The following is a 1,186-nucleotide window of genomic DNA, read 5'->3' as shown; positions in this document are numbered from 1 at the left end:
AATCCGGCGGCCATCTGGTGCTGATCAGCCCCGGCGCGGACGCCTCCTCTCAGCGGCTGGTGGACCTGCTGTCCGAATTGCGTCGCGTTGAAGGCCTGCAAACCCTGGTGCTGGGCTGATGCGCATCAAACCGCCCGCCACCGCGCAGAAGGAGCCAACAATTGCCTTGATCAACATCGTGTTCCTGATGCTGATCTTCTTCATGATCGCCGGCACCCTGGCGGTGCCGCTGGACAAGGATCTGACCCTGATCGAGGCAAAGGATCTGGAGGGCCGCGAACCGCCCGATGCGCTGGTGATCCACGCCGACGGCCGTCTGACCCTGCGCGGCGAGGTACTGCCGGACGCCGCCGCCCATGTGGCCGCGCTGACCGAAGACGACCGCGAAGCCCTGCGCATCGTGCCCGATCGCAACCTGCCCGCACGCGACCTGGTGCAACTGGGCAACGCCCTGCGCGCCGCCGGTGCCAAACGGGTGCAGATCGTCTCCGAAAGAGCGCTGCAATGAAAGTGCCCCGCTCCCGGCTGGCAGGTGCGGCAGCCCTGTTCCTCGCCGCCGCCGCCCACGCAGGCGCTGCCTTTCTGACAGACCGCGAACAGGCCGAGCAGGCAGGCGGCCAAACCGACCTGGCGGCACACGGCTTTGCCTTTGCCGATCTGGCGCAGGGAACTGACACCCCGGTGGAGGCCGAAAATACCCTTGCGGCGGAACATCCGGTGCAGGACACCCCGCACAAACCCGCCCCCGAAACGGGGCAGCCGGTTGCTCCCGCAGCAGCAAAGCCCGCCACGAATGTCGCGATCAGTTCCAGAAACATATTCTCTCCTCCCAGCTGTGGTGGACGTTGCCCTAGCCCACAGCACCTTTCCCGTGTCCGACGGCCGATTGCAGGCTTTTCACCACCACAAAGGCGTTGCGCAGGTGGCTGCGCTCAAAGTCTGACAGTTCGGCCAGCTCCATATAGTTGTCTGGCGCCTCTCCCCGTTTGATCTGACGTGCTTGGTGCAATAACCGCGTTTCCGCGATCAGATCGTAGGCATCCAAAAGATCCCGCGCCCCAGAGGTGCTCAGCACTCCTGCCTGGCCTGCTGCCTCCAGTCGGGCCCGTGTGTTCACAGCCTCCAGCCGTCCTTGCAACGCATAAACCCGTCCCAAATCAACAATCGGCACAACACCATTGTGCTT

At 64.2% G+C, this 1,186-nt stretch carries 2 protein-coding genes; one reads left to right on the top strand and one right to left on the bottom strand.

All coding sequences use genetic code 11. The features are described from left to right. The first annotated feature begins 118 nt into the window (after positions 1-118). Positions 119-508, top strand: a complete 390-nt coding sequence (locus A2I95_RS40260; RefSeq protein ID WP_291737927.1) for a biopolymer transporter ExbD — start codon at positions 119-121, stop codon at positions 506-508. Positions 509-850: 342 nt separating this feature from the next. On the opposite strand, the gene A2I95_RS40255 is transcribed toward A2I95_RS40260, so the two are convergent. Further along, on the bottom strand, positions 851-1,186 hold a 336-nt coding region (locus tag A2I95_RS40255), incomplete at its 5' end, for a putative nucleotidyltransferase substrate binding domain-containing protein (RefSeq protein ID WP_291737926.1).

This window comes from Leisingera sp. F5, assembly GCF_001593695.1.
The sequence above is the reverse complement of the archived record's forward strand: the minus strand, read 5'-3'. Positions and strand labels throughout refer to the sequence as shown.

Coding starts and splice junctions, on each gene's coding strand:
- A2I95_RS40260 (WP_291737927.1), top strand. CDS start 119: ATGCGCATCAAACCGCCCGCCACCGCGCAGAAGGAGCCAACAATTGCC.